The organism is Acidobacteriota bacterium, assembly GCA_016196035.1.
GTDB lineage: Bacteria > Acidobacteriota > Blastocatellia > RBC074 > RBC074 > JACPYM01.
Genome location: JACPYM010000130.1, coordinates 1 through 21,521, shown reverse-complemented (window position 1 = coordinate 21,521; position 21,521 = coordinate 1). Strand labels below are relative to the sequence as shown.

The window sequence follows — 21,521 nt, the reverse complement described above, 5'->3', positions numbered from 1 at the left end:
TTTCGCGGTGTCCACAAGCGTTATCTCAAAGACTACGTGGCGACCTATGAAGCCATGTACAACGCCAAACGCATCAATGCGATGCTCATTCGACGAATGTGCCGGACAGCAACGATGCAAACTGGTTACACATGAGCCAAAGTGTTTGCGCTCCTGCCAGTCGCGTTCGGGCCGGTTGACCAGCCGCAGATAGGCTTCGTGAATGACGGCGGTGGTTTGCCAGGTGTTATCGGGTGTGGCGGCGCAGATAGCTGTGCGCGATGCGGCGCAGTTCTTCGTAAAAGCGGCATCAATTCGGCGAGCGCCGCCTCTTCGCCCTGTCCCCAGGCGGCCAGCAGTTGCATGATCTCTTGCGGTGCTTCATCCATCGCGGCCTCGTCTCAAGCAGTTGTGAATGGCTTGGCCCGCATTCTACTCCAGCGGGGAAATGCTGACGATAGCCAGCCCGGCTTCCCGAACTCCGGTTTTTCGTGGTAAACATCCGGCCTGGAGCTTTCCATGAAACCACTGAAAATCGGCATCACCGGCGTGCGCGGCATTGTGGGCGAAACGCTCACGCCCGAATTGATCGTGCAATTTACGCAAGCCTTCGGCACCTATCTGGATCGTGGGCGCATCCTCGTCTGCCGCGACACGCGCCCCTCAGGGCCAATGGCGCGCTCGGCGGTGCTGGCCGGCTTGCTGGCCGCCGGGTGCGAAGTGTTTGATCTGGGTGTTTGTCCGACGCCTTCGATGCAGTTGGCGGTTAAGCATTTCGGCGCGCAGGGCGGACTCTCGATCACCGCCGGGCACAATCCGTCGGCTTGGAATGCGCTGAAATTCGTGCGCGGGGACGGGCTATACTTGAACACGATGCAGGCCGAAGAGTTGCTGGACGTTTTCCACCAAGGCGAATTCGCCAAGGCCAAATGGAACGAGCTGCAAACCCACATCGAGACGCGCGATGCCCTTGCACCGCACCTCGCTGCTTTGCAAAACGCCTTTGATGTCGCCGCGATTCGTGCGCGCCGCTTCACCGTGGCCGTGGATTATTGCAACGGCGCCTGCGTGCAACTCAGTGCGCGTTGGCTGGAAGCGTTAGGCTGCACCGTGCTGGCGATCAACGATGACGTGAGCGCGCCGTTCCCGCACAATCCCGAACCCCAGCGCGAGACGATGGCGCAACTGCGTGCCGTCGTGAAAGCTGGACGCGCTGATCTGGGTTTGGCGCACGATGCCGATGGCGAACGGCTCGGCCTTGTCACCGAAACTGGCGAAGTGCTGTCAGAAGAAATGACGCTGGCGCTGGCTGCTGAGGTGAAACTGCAACGCACGCCGGGCGTCGTCGTCACCAATGTCTCGACCACGCGCGCTATCGAAACCATCGCCGCGCGCCACGCTTCGACCGTGGTGCGCACGCCGGTCGGTTCGTCTTACATTTCCGAAGCGCTGCTCGAATACCAGGCGGTGTTGGGTGGCGAAGGCAATGGCGCGGTCGCTGTGCCCGCCGTGCAACTGACCCATGACAGCGCCGCCGCCATTGGCCTATTGCTCGAACACCTGGCGCGCAGCGGGCAAAGTCTGGCGGCGCTGGCCGCCACGTTGCCGCGTTACGCGATGCTGAAACGCTATGTGCCGGTCGCGCCGAACCTGCTCTTTTCCGCGCTGCACGAAGTCCGCCAGGAAATCGCCAGCGCCGGTGCCGCCGAGGTGGATTTGAGCGATGGTATTAAACTTTCGTGGCCGGACGGCTGGCTGCACATTCGCGCGTCGAATACGGAATCCATGCTCCGGCTGATTGCCGAGGCCGAAACCGAAACGCGCGCGCAAGAGTTGCTGGCCTGGGCGCGCGACCGTTTGCCCAGGAGCTAAGGGCGGGCAAGAGATGTTAGAGCGGGGTGTATGGGAAAACCGCGCAACGGGACAGTACCGCGCGCGTGAGCAAGCGGTAGCGTCAAGCTTGCATCATTGGCTGAACCGCCAACGCGCCGCTTGCTCACGCGCGTGGTACTGTCCCGGCATCAACTGACTTCCGTAAACGCAATTGCGAACCGCTCTGGTTCCCCCTCACTTAACGCAGCTTATCGTCATCCGGTACTGGCCAATACGCCAGCAAGTCAAAAGGAGGAAACGCAGGTGAGAAGAGGCGGTACAAAATTCCGAAAGTCGCAATTCAAATTGATCATTAGCATGGAGCTTGTTCTCGTTTGGATGGGCTGGTTTGGATGGGTTTGGCTCAAGCCAGGGACGTTTTGCAGCCCCATCGCCCCCCATTTGTTTTGGGGTCTGGTGCAATTGGGCGTGATCGGCTACTTGCTGATCCTCTTCAATAGCTTTGAGCAATCACAGGACAACATCGCCAAATCCATCGGCTTTGGCGGCGGCGCTTTTTTTCTGGCGCTGGCCGCGGTGGCGATGAGCGCCGATCAATGGGCGACGGCCATTAAGCCTTATATTGCCGCGCCCGATGTGGCGTGTTGTCGTACTGTCATTGTCCCGGCTTTACTCACCATTGGGGTGGTGAATTTCGTCAATATGTTCTTGGCCTTCCAAACCGAAGAGATCATCACCGGGGCCGCCGGACAGGAAATTTCACGCTAAGGGCAGGGCAGATTTCTGAAATCAAGGCGCTTGCTGTTGAAGTCTAAATCAGAGCACAAAAGATTGGCACAGGATTGACAGGATTTTCAGGATTGACAAGCTGGGCCGACGATTCAATCTGCCTATCCTGCCTGATCAATTCTGTGAATCCTGAAAATCCTGTCAATCCTGTGAAAACGCTTCTGTCCCAATGTTGGTAGTTCTGATTTAGGGAATACAAAAAAGGCAAAAGGACAAAGAAAGCAAAACAGGAGTAAGTTTTGCTTTCTTTGTCCTTTTGCCTTTTTTGCGGGGCGCTGTTTCCATCCTCAGACGCCAGGGTAGCGCAAAAGTGTTCCGACCTGCGCTGAAAGCTTTACTCGTAACTCGTCACGTTCCGCGCTTTCTCGCGGTGCCGTTCCAGCGCCAATTCAATCAGCTTATCAATCAACGCACTGTAACCGAGGCCGCTCGCTTCCCACAGCTTCGGATACATGCTGATCGAGGTGAAGCCGGGCATGGTGTTGATCTCATTCACAAAAATCTCGCCCGTCTCTTTTTCCAAAAAGAAATCCACGCGCCCCAGCCCCGCGCCGTCAATTGCCTGAAAGACGCGCCCGGCCAGTTGCTGGAATTGTGCGGTCTGTTCAGGCGCAAGCTCCGCCGGGATGACCAGACGCGCGCCGTTGTCGCTGATGTATTTGGTCGTGTAATCGTAAAAGTCCGCGGTTTGCGGCACGATTTCGCCGGGCAGGCTGGCGACGGGTTCGTCGTTGCCCAGCACGCTGAATTCGATCTCGCGCGCGTTGATGCCCTTTTCGACAATGAGCTTGCGGTCGAATTTGGCGGCCAGCGCGATGGCGGCATTCAGGCTTTTCAAGTCGGTCGCTTTGGAAATGCCGACCGAAGAGCCGAGATTGGCCGGTTTGACGAAGCAGGGAAAGCCAATCTCTTCGCTCACGCGCGTCTCAATGCGCAGCGGGTCGGCTTCCCATTGCGTGCGCAGGAAGTGTGTGTAAGGGACGATGGGCAAGCCGGCTTCGCGGAAGAGGCACTTCATCACGACCTTGTCCATGCCGCAAGCCGAGGCCAGTACGCCGCAACCGACGTAGGCGACATCGGCCATCTCGAATAAGCCTTGAATCGTGCCATCTTCGCCATAGGTGCCGTGCAACACAGGGAAGATCACATCGAGTTGCTCGCGTTCGCCCGCTTGATCCAAACGCGCCAAACCGCGTTCAGTCGGATCACCGAAGATGGCGACGGCTTGATCGGCGGTTTGCATCACCGAACTGGGCAACAGGTTGGTGGCTTCGCGCGAGGCCAGCCATTTGCCGTGTTTGTTGATGGCGATGGGCACGACTTCGTATTTGCTGCGATCCAGCGCGTTGATAACCGCTTCGGCGGAACGCAACGAGACTTCGTGCTCGCCGGAACGGCCGCCGAAGATGACGCCGACGCGGAGTTTGTTTGGAGTGGGATTGGTTGCTTTTGTTGACATCGGATTATGCGACGAAAATCAGGCGGTTGAATCAGCCGGGAACCAACTCCGCAACTGAGTTTTGAATTTGAGAAAAGCGGCGTCCTGGCAGCGCGCAAAACTCACGCGTTGGGTAAGCGCGAAATAGATGGCCGAAGAGCGCGGTTTTTTCGCGCTTCGCAGCGCGGCTTCAAGGGCTTCTTTAGGGCGCGCGGGTTTTAACTCGGACTCACCCAAAAAGCCGTTCTCGTTCAGCCAGGAACGCAAGTTCGGCTGCCGCGCTTCCCACCCCAAAACGCCGTCAACGTGTGGCGAGTCGCTCCAAACCCAAGCTTCCAACTCCGGATCAAGCACGACCGCCGCCGCGCGGCCAGCCCAACCGGATTGAGTCAACCGCGCCTCGATCTGCGCTTCGATTTGGTCTCTGGTCAGGTGCTCCCGCCCACAGCCTTCGCGGTCGAACAGCACTAACGCGTAGCTGTGTGAGTTCAGGAAACCACTGAGAAAGCTCTCGCATTTGAGAAAACAGCCAGGGTCTCTGCCCGGGTGCGCATAGATTTCTTGGGGGTCGTAATACAAAGGGCGAATGCCGAGCTTGTAATGGTTTGAAAGGAGACCCTGCACCGTGAGCTGCATGTCTTTATCAGCCACGAGCACGATCAAGTCTTTTCGGGCGGCTTCGGCCATCAGCTTAAAACTCCTGCGGCAAAAAGTTCTCCGAGGTTGGTGGCTCCGCGCCAATCCCGCAAACGCGGATGCTCGCTGCCTAGTACGATGTCGGTCGCGCCCGTGGCGGTTTTCGCAAAACACAGCACTGTTTTCACGTCCGCCACGCTCAGCACCACGGGTGAATGCGTGGCCAACAGCATCTGCGCATCATAAACCGAAGAGAGCGATTGAAAGACACTTTCCACGGCGCGCGGGTGAATGCCATTCTCAGGCTCTTCGATCAAGTAGACGCCCTTGAAACCAGGCAAGTAGGCCGGGATGGTCAAGGCCATGAGACGTAACGTTCCATCCGAAGTCATCCAGGAAGGCACTTCCAAACCACCAAGATAGCGCACCATCAAATACCGATGCCGGTCATCCTCCCGTTCGATTGTGCGGACGTTTTCTATCTCAGGCAGCGCTGTGCGCAAGTGCGCCAGCCATTCCTGGAAACGCGCAGGCTCTTTCTCAAGGTTGTGTATTACCCATGGAAGGTTCGAACCATCCGACCTGAAGCCAGGCGCTTGATTGGGCGGACTAGCCTTGCGAATCAAAATGCTGTTGAGGACGAAAGATTGTACCCCCTCGGCCAGTAAACTCTTTAACCAGGTGGAAGCTGGGTAGCGGGTCTCATCTTCGGGCAAATTACCTAAAGCGGACTTACGTGCGCCAAGCTTGAATTTGTTGATCCAGCCGCGCCCGGGTTTATCCGCTCCTTCCGAATAAAAGTTGACATTGCCACTTGCATCCCGGCTCACACTTGAGCGATAGCCGCTTTTGACCGGGAGAAAGACGCTTTCTGTAACCAGCGTTTCGGCAGGAAATAAACTAGGCGTGGCACGTCTGATGATATCGCCATCCTTAAGCAGTACTCTTTCACGTAAAATCGTTGGCGCTGCATTTTCGTCACCGATGCCAATGGAGATTTCATAGCGGATGTGCGCGAAGGTAGGGAGCTTTTCACGCATCTCAACAGGAATCGCAGCTTCAAGCGCCAATTCAAACTTGCCGCCTTTTCTGCCCCAAGTCATGTCTTGAAAGTTATGAGTTCTTTCGTTTAGCGCGTATTCCAATCCTTCGGAAACTAAATGGCCTAGAAAAGAGACAGTGTCGAGGAAGGTTGTCTTACCGCTGGCGTTGGGGCCGACGAGCACGTGAAAAGACCCGAGCGGCTGCTGGATGGCTCTGAGGCAACGAAAATTGAGTGCTTCGATAAGTCTGATCATTTGGGATTGCTGGAATGTAATTGCGAATGAAATCTACACTTGGATTCTACATGATTTTCTTGCCAAACGCCGACAAGATCAGTTGCACGCCCAACTCCGCCGTCTTGTTGGAAATGTCCAGCACCGGATTCACTTCGGTCAGTTCAAACGACAGCAGCTTGCCCGAATCGGCGATCTTCTCCATCGCCAGATGGCTTTCGCGGTAGGTGGGGCCGCCGGGGACGGGGGTGCCGACGCCGGGCGCGTAATCAGGGTCTACGAAATCCATATCCATCGTCACGTGAAAGCCCGCCGTGCGTCTTGATGCCAGCCACATCGCTTCGTCCATCACGGCGCTCATGCCGCGTTCGTCCAGTTCGCGCATCGTGATGACGCGGATGCCGGAGGCTTTGAGCGCCGTGGCTTCTTCGGGATCAACGCTGCGCGCGCCGATCAGCACGCAATCTTCAGGATGGACTTTGGGCGCGAAGCCGCTGATGTGCGTCAGTTCGTGTGGGCCGTGGCCCAGAATCGCCGCGAAGGGCATGCCGTGGATGTTGCCCGACGGCGACGTCTCAGGCGTATTCATATCGCCGTGCGCGTCGAACCAAATCACGCCGACTTTCTGCTCGCGTTTGTGGTGAAAGGCCGCCAGACCGCCGACGCTGCCGATGGCGATGGAATGATCGCCGCCCAGCACGATGGGAATTGCGCCGTGTTCCAACGCCGTTTCGACCTGATCAGCCAGTTTTTGGCAGGCGGCGGCGATTTCGGGCAGGTACTTCGCGTGTGTGTGATGCTCTTGCAACATCTCTGGATTGCGCACCGGGATGTTGCCTGCGTCGGTCACTTCGTAACCCAGCCGTTCCAGCCGCGCATTCAAATCGGCCACACGCACGGCGGACGGCCCCATGTCCACGCCGCGCCGGTCAGCGCCCAAATCCATCAAGACGCCGATGATCGTGGCTTTTTTTGACATCACAACACCTTTAGAAGCTCGCCCACGAAGTCACACGAAGCAGCACGAAGTAGCGTGAAGAGGCCGTAGACAGGATGAACAGGATTGCGGGCTGGATTGACAAGATGATGTTTCGGGTCACGCCAGCTTGAGCATCTTCCTTAAATCCTGGCGTAAATCCTGACGAAAATCTTGTTCATCCTGTCTACGCCTTTTTCGTGCTGCTTCGTGTGGCTTCGTGGGAAGAGTTATTTCACTGCTTTGATTAGCGCGAAGGCCCAATCGTGTTTGCTGCGTTCGCGCAACACCTTGACCGTTTGTTGGCGGAAGCCGGCGGCGCGCAGCATCTCGGCCAACGCTTCGGCCTGATAGAACCGCGCGTTTACTTCGATTTCGTCGCGCGCAATGAAGCGATAGTAAAACTGCCGCCAGCCCGCGCGCCACGCACTGGCCTGCACGGGTGCCAACTCATCCGCGATGATCAGCCGCCCGCCTGCTTTCAACACACGATAGACCGACCCCAGAAACTCGGCGGCGGGCAGCCGGTGAAAGGCCATCGCGCAGGTCACCAGATCGAAGCTCTCGCTATCAAACGGCAGCTTCTCCGGCAGCGTCTCGCGCCATTCCAGCTTGCGGCTGACCTTGGCCGAAAGCGCCGCGAGCCGCGCCTGTTCGACGCGGTCGGCAGTGTCAGCGCCGATGATGCGGCCTTGATCGCCGACGCGTCCGACGAATTGACGCGCGATCACGCCACTGCCGGTGGCCGCGTCGAGCACGTGCATGCCCGGCTGCGGTTCGGCGGCGTCAATGATCTGTTGAATGGTTTCCTTGTAATCGAGTTGGGTGCGCTGGCGGAAATCCGACGCGATTTTCTCTTCAAACTCGCTCAGCCAGGCTGTGAGATGCGTGGCTGATTGTTGGGAAGCAACGGTTTTTGGCAGCACTTCGGCAGCCTGTATTTCAAATGTAGTAGCCATAACTCTTCTTCTCTTTGAAACGGGGCAATTAGGGGGAGAAGAGTGGGATAGTGGATAGTTGACAGTGGATAGTTGCTTCAAGGACGAAACTATCAACTATCCACTGTCAACTATCCACTGGTTTAAGGTTTCAAGCGATAAAGCATGCGGGGGAAGGGAATGGTTTCGCGCACGTGTTCGAGGCCACAGACCCAGGCGACGCAGCGTTCGATGCCCATGCCGAAGCCGCCGTGCGGGACGGAGCCGTACCTGCGCAAGTCGAGATACCAATCGAAGGCCTCTTCCGGCAAGCCGTGCGCAGCAATCTGTTTGAGCAGATAGTCCAGTGACGACGCGCGTTCGCCGCCGCCGATGACTTCGCCGTAACCTTCCGGCGCGAGCACATCCACGCAAAGCGCCAAGTCGGGCCGTTCGGGATCGGGTTCCATGTAAAACGCCTTGATCGCGGCGGGGTAACGATGCACCAGCACCGGCTTTTCGAATTGCGACGATAGGTAAGTCTCATCCGGCGCGCCAAAATCGCCGCCCCACTCGAAATTGTTTTCGACTTTGCCCTCGGCGTGCGCGGCTTGCAGCATTTTGACGGCGTCGTCGTATTGCAGCCGTGGGAAGGGCGGCATGACCTTTTCGAGTTGCGTGGTGTCGCGTTCGAGAATTTTCAACTCTTCCTGCCGCGTTTCCAGCGCGCGCCCGACGACGTAGCTGATGAAATTCTCCGCCAGTTCCATCACGTCGTTCAGCTTGGCATAAGCGACTTCCGGCTCGACCATCCAGAACTCGGTCAGGTGGCGGCGCGTCTTCGATTTTTCGGCGCGAAAGGTCGGGCCGAAGCAATAGACTTTGCCGAAGGCGGCAGCGGTCGCTTCGTTGTAAAGCTGGCCGGATTGCGAGAGATAGGCTTTCTCGTCGTCAAAGTAATTGACCTCAAAGAGCGTCGTCGTGCCTTCGCAAGCGGCGGGCGTGAAGATGGGCGTGTCGCAGAGCGTGAAGCCGTTGTTATCGAAGAAGTCGCGCACGGCTTTGATGATCGTGTGGCGCACGCGCAGGATCGCGTGTTGCCGCCGCGACCGCAGCCACAGATGGCGATGATCCATCAGGAACTCGACGCCATGTTCTTTCGGCGTGATCGGATACTCTTGCGCCTGATGCACGAGCACGAGGGTTTTGACATCCAGTTCATAGACACCCGGTTTTTTGGGATGTTCGCGCGGCACGCCGGTGACGATGATCGCCGATTCCTGCGTGGCCTGTTCGCTATTGGCCCAGGTTTGCTCGTCTACTTCTTTCTTTGAGACGACGCCTTGAATCAGGCCGGAACCATCGCGGATTTCCAGAAAGCCGAGCTTGCCGCTCGAACGTTTGTTGTAAAGCCAGCCTTTCAGCGTGACTTCTTCACCAAGATGTTTGCCGATGTCGGCGATATAAGTTTGCGCCATAAATTCAAGCACCTGTCCTTGTCATTATGATTCTTCGGCGTCAACGAGAGATTTTAGATGGATCATTTCATCATTCATCGTCAGCGCCATGTGCAAATTATTGAGCCAGCCTTGGTGGCCCAGGATGTTGCGGTCGGTTCCATAAGCCGGGTGAAACAGCAGAACGATTCAAAGCTGAGACCCAGCGTGTGCAACGTCACCCAATGTGCATTCGCCGTCAGCCCGCCCGCCAGAGTGCTCAGGCGCACGGGCAGTCCGTCCAGCACTTCGATGCCCAACTGGTCGGCAAGCTCACGCGAAAACAGGCAATACTCGCTGCCAGGATCAACTTTCGCCTCAAACCCGGCGCGCACGCCGTTGCGTTCTAGCGCACCCGGAATGAGGATGCCTAGCGCGGTCGTCTTGAAGCGGCGGCTGACGGAAAAGTGCAATTGCGTGATCATTGTTCAAGCATCCACGAAAGGCATGTCAGGATCATGCACGTAGACAAAATAAGCGTCCTGACAGCCGAGTTTCCTGACCTTGGCAAATACCTCTTTGGCAATCGGGTCGTGTGCCACCAAGCGGTCACCTTCGAGCGCCAGCCATTCGCCGATGTATTCGTACCGGTGCTGATCCAGCCACTCATATTCCTTTGTGCGCGGGTTATACGGTTCCTTCGTGCTGATGACGCGGCTCTTGAACCATTCGGCGGGCGGCGGAAAATAACGCCCGGTCAAGGCTTCGACCAACCGCTGCCGGTCGCGCAACGAGAGTTGCTTGTACTGCTCCAAAATATTTTCTACCGTAACGTTGGCAGTCGCTTCAGCATTCGCTTCGGCGGCAGCTTCAATGGCAACCGTGCCGGTTGTAGTCATAACTTAACTCCTTTCGCGCCTACTTCATTTTCAGCACAATCAATGTGATGTCGTCGCTTTGCGGCAAGCCTCTGGTAAAGGCCAGCACATCGTTCATCACACGACTTTTAATTTCTTCGGCGCTCAAACCAACGCTCACTTGGATGAGTTGTTCCAGCCGTTCTTCGCCAAACATTTCGTTAGCGGCGTTGACAGCTTCGGTGACGCCGTCGCTGTAAATGACCAGCACGTCACCGGCCAGCATGCGCGTCTGGCGCGCTTCGTATTTGGCAAAATCGAACGCGCCCAGCACGACCGACTTGGTCGTCAGCGTTTCAAAGCCGCCCGCCGTGCGCGCCAGTATCGGCAGGTTGTGCCCAGCGTTGATATAGGTTAGATGGCCTTGCGCATCGAGCACCGCGCAAAACAGCGTGATGAAGCGGTTGGATTCTGAACGCAGCACGACTGCCTTGTTCAGATTGGCGATGACATCGGTCAATGGCAGGTTGGCGATGAAAAGCGCTTGGAGCGCCCCTTGCGCGACAGCGGCCAGAATGGCAGCGGCGATGCCTTTGCCCGCTACATCACCGACAGAGAAAACACAGCGGCCATCTTTGAGTTGGATCAATTCGTAAAAATCACCGCCCACATCCCGCGAAGGCAGCGAGGTCGCGGCGACTTCAAAATGCGCCGGTTGCTTGAATGAGGTTGGCGCAAGGGCGGCTTGCACCTGTCCGGCCAGTTTGAGTTCTTCCTGTAGGTGTTTCTTGTCCTCTTCCTCGTGCATTAGCCGGACGCTTTCGAGCGTCTTGGTCGCTTCAAACGCGAGCGATTCGAGCAGGCGCAGCGAGGTCGGCGTGAGCGAGTTTTTGATGAAGTGGCTATCCACATAGAGCACGCCGATCACATCACGTTTGAGGATGGTTGTCGCGTCCATCTGCTCGTTCATTTGGAAGCTGCGCAGCGGGATGCAGGCGATGGTGTGCAATTCGAGGTCGCGCACGCTTTGGCGGTCGGGCACATCGGGCTGGTTGGTTTCGTTGACGATGATGCTGCGGTTTTGTTTGAAGGCTTCTTCGACGACCGAGCGGCTCATCGAAAAATCATTGCCGAGCAGCCAGTTGCGGTGTTTGTCGCGCGCGACCTTAAATTCCAAATCGCCGCGCTCGTTGAGCAGCATCAGAAAGCCGCGTTCGGCCTGGGCCATTTCAATCGCCGCGTCTACGATCAGACACAGCACGTCGTCAGGCGACATCGAGAATTTGAAGGCCTGGTTGACTTCCAGATAGCGCGAGAGCTTTTGCAATTCTTCGTTGGCCGAAGCTTCGGGGGCGCGGTCATAGGTTTGCGGGCGCGCTTGATAAGTGCCAGTGTCGAAGATGATCGAAGCCTGCTCGACGGTTTGATCCAGGAAGATCAGGAATTGCTCTTCATCGCCGCCCACGCGGATGCGGTCTTGGTGTTGCAAGGCGATGCGCTCGACGCGCTGGTCGTTGACGAAGGTGCCGCGCTTGCTGCCGATGTCCACGATGAAATAGGTGCCGTCCTGAAAGACGATTTCGGCGTGTTGGCGCGAGACGGTGTCAGACAGCAATTGCAGGTCGTTTTCGGCCTTGCGTCCGATGGTGAACAGCGGTTTATCGAGCGTGAAAAGTTTTTCCGCCCCGAACCGGTTGATGACTTTGAGTTGCGCCGCCTTTTGCATAAGAAGGGATGTTGGATGTTAGATGCTGGATGCTGGCAAGCGCCGCTAGCATCCAGCATCTAACATCCAACATCTAGCTAAAAAGATGAAATCGCTTTCGCCTCGTCTTCGTAAGATTCCAAGACCGACATCAGGCCGGTGATGGTCAACAGTTGCCGTGCCATGCGTGAGGGCCGCAACACTTTCAGCTTGCCTTGGCTGTCTTGCAGGCTGGTGAACGATTTGATGATGGCGCCGATGCCGGAACTGTCAATCATCGGCACCTCGGCCAGATTGAGCAGCACGTGCCGGCGCTCTTCGCCGATCAGACGGGTGACGGTTTCGCGCAACGCTTCTTCGCTGCGCCCGATGGTTAAATTTCCATTCAAATCAATGATCGTGACCGTGTCGTTGCTTCTAACGGTAATCTCCATGTTGTCCTCATACTGCGGAATAGGCAGCTTTTCGCGGGGCGCAAAAAGTGCGCGGCGATTATAGCGAGGTAGTTCGGAAAACCAAACTGGCGTTTCCTTTAGCCCCGACTCTGTCGGTTAGGCGGGCTGGATTTGTGCGCCTTTCCGGCCTGGGCTAGAATCCGCGCCTTCCTTCCCATTGCGCAGTTCCCCTGATAGGCCCCACGGCCCCACAGTAAGGATTTCATGGCGGATTTCGAGCAAGAGAAGCTTCAGCCCACAACTGCTGTATGGTCGGCAGAGCATGCCGTTGTTGCGGCAACCACCATCCCGGCGCGCGGCAGTTTGACGCTGGATGTCATCATTCCCACCTACAATCGCGCGGCTTTGCTACTGCGCACGCTTGAAAGCCTGTTGGTTGCTCAACAGCCGCCTGGCCTGAGTGTGCAAATTACGGTCGTGGACAACAATTCATCCGATACCACGCGCCAGGTTGTGGCAAGCTATCAGGCGCGTTTTGCGCACGCGCAATTAAGGCTGCATTACCTGTTTGAAGCGCAGCAAGGCCGCTCGCACGCTTTGAATCACGGCATTGCCGCGACGGCTGGGACGTTGATCGGCTTGATTGATGATGATGAAGAAGTGGCGGCGGACTGGTTTGACTGTGTCTGCGCGGTGTTCCAACGCCCCGAGGTGGATTTCATCGGCGGCCCGTGCAAACCGCGTTGGAGTCAGGCGGCGCCGGGTTGGCTGCCGCCAGGGTACGGCGCGGTGCTCGGTTTGGTCGAAGCCGGCGAGACGGTGCAACGCTTTGGGCACGATTACAGCGGGATGCTGATGGGCGGCAACGCAGTGATTCGCCGGGCGGTGTTGCAACGTGTCGGCCTTTACGCGCCCCATCTCGGACGGGGCAGCCGCGATTTGCTGGCGGGCGAAGACCAGGATATGAGCGACCGGCTGCTGGCCGCAGGCGCGCGCGGCGAATACCGGCCCGATCTGGTGATCCATCATTACGTGCCGCCCGAACGCCTGACCAAACACTATTACCGCCGCCGCGTGTTTTGGAATGGCGTCAGCCACGGGTTGATTGACCGCGAACGTCCACAAACCGTCCCCTATTTGCTGGGCGTGCCGCGCTTCCTGTTTGCGCAAGCGTTGGCAGGCGTGCGCGCGCTGGTGTTGAACTTGCCGCATGGGCAAAGTGGCGCAGGCCAGCGTTTTAACGGCGAACTGGCGCTCTGGCATCTGCTCGGCTTTCTTTACGGCAAACACTGGCATCGGGCTGGCTGAACGGCGTCCCCCCCAACTCTTTTGAAGTGAAGAAGATTTGTTACTGCATGCCGAACAATGAGGCGGTTTAATCATCGGATAAATTCATTTCATTGGACAAACCAAGTTCAACTGCGTATCTTGCCAATGCTTTACCAGCTTTTCAGATCACTTGTTGGGGTGACTGAGCTTCCCTCATCGTCACAATTGCAGTATTGAGAAACGAGCTACGGCTGATGAAACCGCAATCGCATAATTTGCGCTCGGTCTGGGCTGCCATTTTGGCGTTCAGCACGCGTGGTGTGTTTGCGACGGGATCAGCGGCAGTGAGCGCGTGTGTACTCCCGCCGCTTTCGGCAGCGGGCATTGCTATCTTGCTGGTACCTGTAAAGGCATCGCGCAGGGCGGCCTCGAATGCGAAGCGCATTCCCTCGAAAAAACGCAAGCACGCTGGCGGCAACAGATAAAAGACGACGCAGAATTTAGCCACAAAGCCCCAGCGAGTTTCAGGAAACTGGCTGGGGCTTTTTGCTTTGCTGAAGCAATACCGAGAACGGTAATCAAACGTTAAGCACTGACTACTGAGAACATCATGACTTTACTGGAAATACTCGGAATCGAAACGGAACGCGATGCCTGCGCCATCGTGGCGAATGTCAAACGCGATGGCCGGCCTTCGCACGGCAACGTCAAACGCACGCTCGAAGCCCTGACCAAGATGGGCCACCGCACCGGCGAGATCGCCGGCGAAGGCGACGGCGCGGGCATTCAAACCGACATCCCGCGCGAAATCTGGCGGCATTGGCTGGAGGATCGCAGCCTCATCGGCGATACCGTCCATCATCCCTATTTCACCGTCGCGCACCTGATGCTCCCCGCCAGCGAACGCGCGCAACACGCTGACATTAAACGGCGCGCGTTGGAAATTTTCGAGCAGGGCGGCATGGAAGTCGTCTTTGAACAAGATGCCCAGAACCGGCGCGAAACGCTGGGGCCGCTCGCCCGCGCCAACGAACCGCTCTTCTGGCAAATTGGTGCGATCCCGCGCGCGGCGCGCCGCATCGAAAACCGCGACTCATTCCAGATTCATCTGCAACTCGAACGCGAACTGCCGCTGCACGTCGTCAGTTTGAGCAAGACCAGCGTCGTGTACAAAGTGCGCGGCGATGCCGAAGCCCTGCGCCGTTATTTCCCCGAACTGTCGCGCCCCGAATTCAAATCGGCCATTACGCTGGGCCACGGGCGCTATTCGACCAACACCAATTCGGCGGCAGAAAAAGCGCAGATGTTTTCGACGCTGGGCCACAACGGCGAAATCAATTCGATTGACCGCCTCACGCGCGAAGCCATCGCCCTGGGCTTCCAATTGCCCGGCAGCGCCAGCGATTCGCAAATCCTCGACCGCGTCGTCGAGAGCCTGATGTTCAACTACGGCCTCTCGCTGATGGAGACGCTCGAAATCATCTTCCCGCCCGTGTGGAGCGAGAGCGAAAAGCACGACAAGGCGATGAAAGACTTCCATCGCTACTTCCGCCGCGCCTTTGGTTCGATGGCGCAAGGGCCGGCGGCGATCATCGCGCGCGAAGGCGACGAGATCGTGTTTAGCTGCGACGCGCTCGGCTTGCGCCCGCTCTGGTTCGGCGCGACGGAAAAAGAGTATTTCGCTTCATCCGAAAAAGGCGTCGTGCCGCTCGAAGCGATGACTGACGATCCGCGTCCGATGGCGCCCGGCGAAAAGATGGGCCTGCTCTTGCGGCGCGGCAGCAGCGTCGAGGTGTTTGAGCATCAGGAATTGCAACAGCGCATTTTTGAACTGGCCTCGCACCGCTACGACTTCCGCCGCTTGAATGAAGTCGCGCTCAATGCCGCGAGTTTCGCCTTTCCCGCCAATCCGGCAAAAGAAGAAGAAAGCATCACGCTCGAAAACGAATCGCCCGAAGACGCTGTCGCCTACGAAGACGAAAAGCAGGAGCGCGTGCTCAAGATCGAACGCGCGCTGGCCGCCACCGATGCGCTGGCCGCGCTGGGCTGGACGAAAGAAGAAGTGGACAACGTGATGACGATGGCTTCGGGCAAAGACCCGCTGAGCGGACTGGGTTACGACGGCCCGCTCGCCGCGTTCTCGAAAGTCCGCCGCAATCTGGCGGATTACTTCCACGAGCGCGTCGCCGTCGTCACCAACCCCGCGATTGATCGCGTGCGCGAGGGCGATCATTTCAGCGTGCGCATCTTCCTGGGCCGCCGTCCTTCGCTAGTCGAAGGCGGCACGCTGACGCAACAACTGGAACTCAAATCGCCGATCCTGCTGGGCGGCACGGCTGCCGTAAAACCGATGCAACTCGCCGCGCATCGCGCCCTTGCGCAAGAGTTCGGTACCTGTTTGATTGACGACCTCGCGCGTGAATTCAGCGAGAGTGTCGAGGCCAATCCGTTTTCTGCTGAAGGCAGTTTGCGCCGTTTGAAACAAAGTGGCGGTGGCGGCATTAGCACGCTCGATTCGATGCCCTCCGGCTTGGTCGCCCGCACGCTTGATCTCAGTTACGACGAAGACGACACGCTGGAACAGGCGCTGGCGCGCCTCAAGCAACAGGCGCGCGCAGCCGTTGCCGCAGGTGTCACGCTGCTCGTGCTCGATGATTCCGAGGGTTTCAACGAATACAAACTGTTCATTGACGCCCATCTCGCGCTGGCCGCCGTGGATCAGGCGCTGAACAGCCAGATCGAAATTTCGGTCTCCGGCTGCGCCATCACTTCGGATGTCGTCAGCGGTTTGGGCAACGAAGCCGAAAAGACATCTGGCGAAAGCTTGCGTCGTCAATGCAGCCTCGTGCTGAAATCCGGCCAGATTCGCAACCTGCACGACATCTGTTTCGCGCTGGGTTGCGGCGCCGACGCGGTGAATCCTTACGCGATGTACGAAGTCGCGCTGCGTGATGCCGTTGATGAAGAATCCGCGAAGAAAGCTTTGCGCGGGCTGTTTTCGATGCAACACACCGGCATCGAAAAAGTCATGTCCACGATGGGCGTGCACGAACTGGATGGCTACGGACGGCTCTTCGCCTCGGTCGGCCTCTCCAATGAAATCGCCGACACCTTTGGCATCAAGAATTACTGCGGTTCTGACAAGGCCGGTCTGACAGTCGGAAAACTCGATGGCGAATTGCGCGAACGCCTCGCGGCGCGCCGCAAACAGGCCGAGAAACCCGCCAACACCAAGACGCTCACGGGCACGTCGGGTTTGGCGCGCGAATACCGCCGTCAACCCTATGTTTGGAGCGCCGCCGGCAAGGTCGCGCGCAAAGAGGAACGCTACGAAAACTTCATCGCCAAGCTGCAAGAGATTGAGCGCGACACGCCCGTCTCGCTGCGCCACCTGCTAGACCTAAACGAACGCGCCATCGTCACGCGCAATTACGCCGACACCAAGATCGGCAATCACAGCGCGCCCATTTTCATCGCGGCGATGAGTTTCGGTTCGCAAGGCGAGACGACCTTTCGCGCCTACGCCGAAGGGGCCAAGCGCCTCAAGATCGTCGCCATGAACGGCGAAGGCGGCGAAATCCCCGACATGATGGGCAAGTACAAAGAGTATCGCGGGCAGCAAGTCGCCTCAGGCCGTTTCGGCGTCAACATTCACTTGCTCAACTGCGCCGACTTCCTCGAAATCAAAATCGGCCAGGGCGCGAAGCCTGGCGAAGGCGGCCACCTGCCCGGCATGAAAGTCACCGAGTTGATCGCCAAGACACGCCACACGCCGCGCGGCATTGATTTGCTCTCGCCCTCGAACAACCACGACATCTATTCCATCGAAGACCTCGCGCAGGTGATTGCGGAACTCAAGACCGCCAACCCGCACGCCAAAATTTCGGTCAAGATTCCGGCGGTGCCCTTCATCGGCCCCATCGCCACCGGCGTTGCCAAAGCCCACGCCGACATCATCGCCATCAGCGGTTATGACGGCGGCACCGGCGCGGCCCGCAAACACGCGCTGCGCCACGTCGGCATGCCCGTCGAAATCGGCGTCAAAGAAGCCCATCGCGCTTTATTGAAAGCCGGTCTGCGCGACCGCGTCGAAGTCTGGGCCGACGGCGGCATCAAATCGGGCACCGATGTCGTCAAGCTGATGTTGCTGGGCGCGAACCGCGTCGGCTTCGGCACGATGGCGATGGCAGCGGTCGGTTGTACCAGTTGCCGCGAATGCAACACCGGCACCTGTCACGTCGGCATCACCGCGCACTTCAAAACCGAAGAGGACGCCAAGGCCGGCGGCGCGAAAAAATACACGCCGCGCGAATACGACAAAGCGGTGGACGGCCTCGTCAACTTCTTCACCCACGTCATCAACGAGATCGGCATCGTCACCATGCGGCTCGGTTACACCCGCACGCAGGATTTGGTCGGGCGTTCCGAACTGCTGAAACAGACGCGCGAACTCGAGCGCATTGACCTGAGCTACCTGCTCAACGGCGTCGAGTTGCAGGAGACCTACGAACCCGAAGAGTTGCGCGAAGACCACATCGGGCGCGCCTATCGCCCGCGCACCTCGCTGACCAAGATCGTCTCGGATGAAATCTACGGCCTGATCGAGAAAGGCAAGTCGGTGGCGATTTTTGAGGACGACAAAGTTACCTCGGTGGATCGTTCGCTCGGCACGCACCTGTCGGGCAAGCTGGCGCGCGCGCAGGCGCAAAACAAAATGCCCGCGCATTTCAAACGCGCCCTGCTCCATTTCACCGAAGGCTCGATTTCCGGCAACGGCCTGGGCGCCTACAACATCGCCGGCGTAGACATCACCGTCGAAGGCGGCGTGCAGGACAGCGCCGCCAAATCCAGTTGCGGCGGCACGATTGCGATCCTGAAAGGCATGAACCACGACGGCCATCGCACCGACGGCTCGGTCGGCAAATGCTTCGGCTACGGCGCACAGGGCGGCACGCTGATCGTGCATGGCGATGCCGATTCGCGCGCGGGCATCCGGCTGTCGGGCGCAGACCTGATCATCGCGGGCAAGTTGCGCCAGCCGCTCAGCGATGAACTGGGCTGCATCGCCTCGCGGGCGAATATCAAAGGCTTCGCGTTTGAATACATGACCAGCGGACGCGGCCTGGTGTTGGGCGATCCTGGACCGTGGCTTTGTTCGGGGATGACAGGCGGCGTGGTGTATTTGAAGCTGGATGAAGTGATGGGTTTGGATGAAGCGGCGCTGCGGCGGCGGTTGGCGAAGGGCGCGGAGGTGAGCCTTGAAGCGGTGGGCCGGGAAGACGAGCAGAACCTGAAAGAGTTACTCGGCAAATACATCAACGCGCTTGACGAGCAGAAGCAGGAAGCGGAAGCGGTGCGGCGGTTGTTGAGTGATTGGCAGGGGACGTTTGTGAAGGCGGTGCCGAAGAAGAAGTGAGGCTTGGCGCGGATTGAGTTGAGCGATTAGACTGTGCCGCAAACGTCATCTGTTACGGAGGCAACTATGGCAACTGAACCCGCTACCATCACGGTTGAACCCAGCTTGGCAAGAGCCTACAACGCCGCGCCCAAAGCGACCCAGCAAAGAGTGCAAGCCGTACTGCGCCAAGCCTTGCGCCAGGTTTCTGTTCCAGTTACCGCAGCGCCACGCCTGTCGAAGCGCGAATCCGAATTGTTTCTCAGGATCAATCGCACTGTGACTGAGGCACAGCAGCAGCGGTTTGAATCCTTGACAGCCAAGCGGCTAGCGGGAACGTTGACAAAGCATGAACACACCGAATTGGGCGTGTTGATCGCGGAACTCGAACGGTTGGGCGTTGACCGGTTGCAAGCGGTAATCGAACTGGCGCGCCTGCGCAAAATCCCGCCTGCGGAATTGGCGAAACAATTGGAATTGGAGTCGCTTGTCCAAATCTCCTAGCGCCAAACCTCGACGACGCCCGACAGCCACGCAACGGCGCACGGTTGAGGCGCGTGCTGGCGGCGTTTGCGAATACTGCCGCTGCCTCCGGCGTTATGTCCCACAGCCGTTCAACGTCGAGCATATCATTCCATTTGCACGCGGCGGCAAAACAGAAATCCGCAACTTGGCTTGGGCTTGCGCCGGGTGCAATTACTACAAACACGACAAACTGACAGCACTTGATCCGTTGACCAGCAAGCGCGTGCGGTTATTCAATCCGCGCTGTCAGCATTGGGCGGAGCATTTCACTTGGGATGCGGATGCCACGCTGATGATTGGGTTAACCGCAATTGGGCGGGCGACGATCAAAGCGTTGCGGTTGAACCGGGAAGAACTGGTCAATTTCCGTGAGGCATTTCGTATCTTGAAGCTACATCCGCCGAAGGAATCTGGGCGGTGATTGAGGGAGTGGCTTGGGCCGTTTGTGAAAGCTATGCTGTCCCCTAAATCTTATTGCGACTTGGCGTATTCCTGCTTCGCGGCCAGCAAGGTCGGCATTAGCGGCTTTCCAGAGGGGAAACGAGGCCTCATAAGTCTGACGACTTGTTATTGATCCACATTCTCTAGCACCCAAATATTTCCAGAAGCTTCTGGGATAGGTAATACAAGGCGGGTGTCGCTGACCGCGAGTTCTGATCACAGGGTCGAAACGAATCGCCCACACGTTCAGAAAGCCTGTACGGATTGAAATGAAATAAATCATCTTTCCGTCAGGAGACCAGCGCGGCTTATCGTCCCAGTATTTGCCCTCAGTGATTCGCACCAACTCCCCGCCCGCTGAGGAGACAACATAGATGGTAGATTGCCCGCCTTCTTTTATGCCATTGAGCGTGACCCATTTCCCATCAGGAGAGAAACGCCCCTGCCACAGATTCATTTCTGGGTCAGCAGCTACTATCTGAGCTTTCGTTTCCGCCTGTGGTGCGGCAGAGATTGGTATCAAAGCAAGGCCTGCTTTTTTGCTGGAACCAGGAAATGAAGTGACCAAGACCCGACTTCCGTCAGATGACCAGTCAAACGTGTTGCCACCTCGTGAAGTGGACGTGAGGATTTGTTCGGCTCCGCCTCCTGCTGGCCTTACAACGAGATTACAACCGATGGTAAATGCCGTAAGGTTGAACCCGCAACGCCGATAGGCGAGCCATTTTCCATCCCATGACCAGCGTGGAGTGGCCCGAAGAAAATCATCAGCGGCCAGTAATTTTTCTTGTCCATCCTCAAGAGATTTTTCCCAGAACTCTTCTTTGCCACCAATGGATTTGACGTAAACAAGTTTTTTTCCATCGCGCGATAGATCGGGCATGCCGGTCTCAATACCTGAAGCTGTCAATGGTTGACCTTCTCCCTTAATTTGCCCTTTCACTGCATCAAGAGGAAAAGACCAGACGCGGGTGCTTTCCCGGCGTGTGACAAAAGCAAGTTTCTTACCGTCCGAGGAGATGGCGATACTGCCGTCTTGCCCTGCGCCGGTTGTCAATCGCTGAGGTTCACCGACGAATTCTAAGGTCTCTGGCTCAACTTTGATTCTCCAAAGGTTTCTGACGCCACGCGTTTCGACTTCGGAGTATAGAAAGCGCCCTGATTTCGCCCACCAGAAATCATTTATCGTCATACGCCCGCCCATAACCTGGAAAAGTCGTTTCGACGAGTTGAGATCAAACTGAGACTTGATAGGGGGGCCGCCGTCCAGCGGCAACGTTATTAAGGTCAATGCTTGCGCACCTCGGCCCCAAGCTGAAATTCGCTTTCCGTCTGGATGCCAAGCCAGCGCAATTGTGAGAAAATCCTTGAAGAACTCGGGAAGTACGACGTGTGGCGGGCTTCCGTCAAAGCCAACGAGATATGCCTTAGCTCCTTGGCTGGTACGTAGAGCAGAGCTTCGGAAGAGAAGCTGAGAACCGTCTGGCGACCAATTGGGCCGGTAACCGAAGGAGCAATACTGTGGACATTTTTCGGGGTAGCAATGAAATGAAAAGGGTCGTTTGCCAGAAAGAAGGTGTCTACCAAAACTCCTTCTCTTGTCGCACGACCCGTGACCGTAGTCACGGCTACCTTAAAACAGATGCCGGGGCT

Annotated in this window: 20 protein-coding genes; 6 read left to right on the top strand and 14 right to left on the bottom strand. The window is 57.6% G+C overall.

The genetic code is table 11. The features are described from left to right. Positions 1 to 125: 125 nt before the first annotated feature. Positions 126 to 368: a hypothetical protein gene (locus HY011_35645; protein ID MBI3428289.1), complete on the bottom strand. Its 243-nt coding sequence runs from the start codon at positions 366 to 368 to the stop codon at positions 126 to 128. Between the two features lie 130 nt (positions 369 to 498). Here HY011_35645 and glmM point away from each other — a divergent pair, with 130 nt between their 5' ends. Beyond that, on the top strand, positions 499 to 1,851 hold the full coding sequence (gene glmM / locus HY011_35640) for a phosphoglucosamine mutase (GenBank protein ID MBI3428288.1): 1,353 nt from the start codon (positions 499 to 501) through the stop codon (positions 1,849 to 1,851). Positions 1,852 to 1,947: 96 nt separating this feature from the next. After that, a complete protein-coding gene (locus HY011_35635; protein MBI3428287.1) occupies positions 1,948 to 2,580 on the top strand; it encodes a hypothetical protein in 633 nt (210 codons plus the stop codon). 355 nt (positions 2,581 to 2,935) lie between these two features. On the opposite strand, the gene HY011_35630 is transcribed toward HY011_35635, so the two are convergent. From HY011_35630 to HY011_35585, 10 genes are all read right to left on the bottom strand, one after another. Continuing rightward, on the bottom strand, positions 2,936 to 4,060 hold the full coding sequence (locus HY011_35630) for a D-alanine--D-alanine ligase (GenBank protein ID MBI3428286.1): 1,125 nt from the start codon (positions 4,058 to 4,060) through the stop codon (positions 2,936 to 2,938). 18 nt (positions 4,061 to 4,078) lie between these two features. Next, positions 4,079 to 4,726 (bottom strand): hypothetical protein, encoded by a 648-nt coding sequence (locus tag HY011_35625; GenBank protein MBI3428285.1) that lies wholly within the window; start codon positions 4,724 to 4,726, stop codon positions 4,079 to 4,081. Beyond that, a complete protein-coding gene (locus HY011_35620) occupies positions 4,726 to 5,973 on the bottom strand; it encodes an ATP-binding protein (protein MBI3428284.1) in 1,248 nt (415 codons plus the stop codon). The genes HY011_35625 and HY011_35620 overlap by 1 nt, the downstream gene beginning before the upstream one ends. A 46-nt stretch (positions 5,974 to 6,019) precedes the next feature. Continuing rightward, positions 6,020 to 6,931 (bottom strand): arginase, encoded by a 912-nt coding sequence (rocF, locus tag HY011_35615; GenBank protein MBI3428283.1) that lies wholly within the window; start codon positions 6,929 to 6,931, stop codon positions 6,020 to 6,022. A 227-nt stretch (positions 6,932 to 7,158) separates the two neighbouring features. Then, a complete protein-coding gene (locus tag HY011_35610) occupies positions 7,159 to 7,887 on the bottom strand; it encodes a class I SAM-dependent methyltransferase (protein ID MBI3428282.1) in 729 nt (242 codons plus the stop codon). A gap of 122 nt (positions 7,888 to 8,009) precedes the next feature. Next, the gene (gene asnS / locus HY011_35605) at positions 8,010 to 9,323 is read right to left on the bottom strand and encodes an asparagine--tRNA ligase (GenBank protein MBI3428281.1); all 1,314 of its coding nucleotides are present in this window, start codon (positions 9,321 to 9,323) and stop codon (positions 8,010 to 8,012) included. Between the two features lie 80 nt (positions 9,324 to 9,403). After that, positions 9,404 to 9,766 carry a hypothetical protein gene (locus HY011_35600; protein MBI3428280.1) on the bottom strand — a complete coding sequence of 121 codons (363 nt, stop codon included), beginning with the start codon at positions 9,764 to 9,766 and terminating at the stop codon, positions 9,404 to 9,406. Positions 9,767 to 9,769: 3 nt separating this feature from the next. Continuing rightward, on the bottom strand, positions 9,770 to 10,180 hold the full coding sequence (locus HY011_35595; GenBank protein ID MBI3428279.1) for a hypothetical protein: 411 nt from the start codon (positions 10,178 to 10,180) through the stop codon (positions 9,770 to 9,772). Between the two features lie 19 nt (positions 10,181 to 10,199). Continuing rightward, on the bottom strand, positions 10,200 to 11,864 hold the full coding sequence (locus tag HY011_35590) for a SpoIIE family protein phosphatase (protein MBI3428278.1): 1,665 nt from the start codon (positions 11,862 to 11,864) through the stop codon (positions 10,200 to 10,202). Positions 11,865 to 11,941: 77 nt separating this feature from the next. After that, positions 11,942 to 12,277 (bottom strand): STAS domain-containing protein, encoded by a 336-nt coding sequence (locus HY011_35585; protein ID MBI3428277.1) that lies wholly within the window; start codon positions 12,275 to 12,277, stop codon positions 11,942 to 11,944. Positions 12,278 to 12,502: 225 nt separating this feature from the next. Between HY011_35585 and HY011_35580 the strand changes: the two genes are divergently transcribed. Beyond that, the gene (locus HY011_35580; protein MBI3428276.1) at positions 12,503 to 13,546 is read left to right on the top strand and encodes a glycosyltransferase family 2 protein; all 1,044 of its coding nucleotides are present in this window, start codon (positions 12,503 to 12,505) and stop codon (positions 13,544 to 13,546) included. Between the two features lie 142 nt (positions 13,547 to 13,688). On the opposite strand, the gene HY011_35575 is transcribed toward HY011_35580, so the two are convergent. Next, positions 13,689 to 14,015, bottom strand: a complete 327-nt coding sequence (locus HY011_35575) for a hypothetical protein (protein ID MBI3428275.1) — start codon at positions 14,013 to 14,015, stop codon at positions 13,689 to 13,691. A gap of 102 nt (positions 14,016 to 14,117) precedes the next feature. Between HY011_35575 and HY011_35570 the strand changes: the two genes are divergently transcribed. The 3 genes from HY011_35570 (at position 14,118) to HY011_35560 (ending at position 19,848) form a co-directional block, all read left to right on the top strand. After that, positions 14,118 to 18,923 carry an alpha-hydroxy-acid oxidizing protein gene (locus HY011_35570; GenBank protein ID MBI3428274.1) on the top strand — a complete coding sequence of 1,602 codons (4,806 nt, stop codon included), beginning with the start codon at positions 14,118 to 14,120 and terminating at the stop codon, positions 18,921 to 18,923. A 66-nt stretch (positions 18,924 to 18,989) separates the two neighbouring features. Further along, positions 18,990 to 19,406 (top strand): hypothetical protein, encoded by a 417-nt coding sequence (locus HY011_35565; protein MBI3428273.1) that lies wholly within the window; start codon positions 18,990 to 18,992, stop codon positions 19,404 to 19,406. Further along, positions 19,390 to 19,848: an HNH endonuclease gene (locus tag HY011_35560; GenBank protein ID MBI3428272.1), complete on the top strand. Its 459-nt coding sequence runs from the start codon at positions 19,390 to 19,392 to the stop codon at positions 19,846 to 19,848. Before HY011_35565 ends, HY011_35560 begins: the two co-directional genes overlap by 17 nt. Here the strand turns inward: HY011_35560 and HY011_35555 are convergent. Together HY011_35555 and HY011_35550 are read right to left on the bottom strand one after the other, a co-directional pair. After that, complete coding sequence (locus HY011_35555) at positions 19,819 to 21,159, bottom strand: PD40 domain-containing protein (protein MBI3428271.1); 1,341 nt, start codon at positions 21,157 to 21,159, stop codon at positions 19,819 to 19,821. The genes HY011_35560 and HY011_35555 overlap by 30 nt on opposite strands. Continuing rightward, positions 21,156 to 21,455 carry a hypothetical protein gene (locus HY011_35550; protein MBI3428270.1) on the bottom strand — a complete coding sequence of 100 codons (300 nt, stop codon included), beginning with the start codon at positions 21,453 to 21,455 and terminating at the stop codon, positions 21,156 to 21,158. The genes HY011_35555 and HY011_35550 overlap by 4 nt, the downstream gene beginning before the upstream one ends. Positions 21,456 to 21,521 lie beyond the last annotated feature (66 nt).